The sequence below is a fragment of the Pseudomonas sp. 3A(2025) genome (assembly GCF_054589175.1).
Genome location: NZ_BAAILM010000069.1, coordinates 1 through 317, shown reverse-complemented (window position 1 = coordinate 317; position 317 = coordinate 1). Strand labels below are relative to the sequence as shown.

The 317-nt window shown below is 59.6% G+C and carries 1 protein-coding gene; it reads left to right on the top strand.

Annotated elements, in window-relative coordinates; all coding sequences use genetic code 11:
- Positions 1-317, top strand: a 317-nt coding sequence (locus ACYP2A_RS22235; RefSeq protein WP_459748109.1) for a type I secretion C-terminal target domain-containing protein, incomplete at both ends; no start/stop codon positions are given.

Genomic DNA, 317 nt, shown 5'->3' with positions numbered 1-317 from the left:
GGCGGTGACGGTGATGACCTGATTCAGGTCTATATTCCCAAAGTCGCTGGCGGAGACGATTCCGTCATAGCCACAGGAGGATCAGGGCGGGACACTTATGGGTTTCTCTCAGGTATCGCCACTTTTCGACTGACCGTCACCGACTTTGCCACCGGCGCAGGCGGCGACCTGATCGACGTCAGCACCTTGCTCAATTACAGCGCAGCCAACGGTCTCGGCTATCAGGGCGGCAACCCACTCGCCCCCGCAAACGGCTACCTGCGCCTGATCCAGGACGGCAAAAACACCCTGCTCCAATACGACGAAGATGGCGCTGC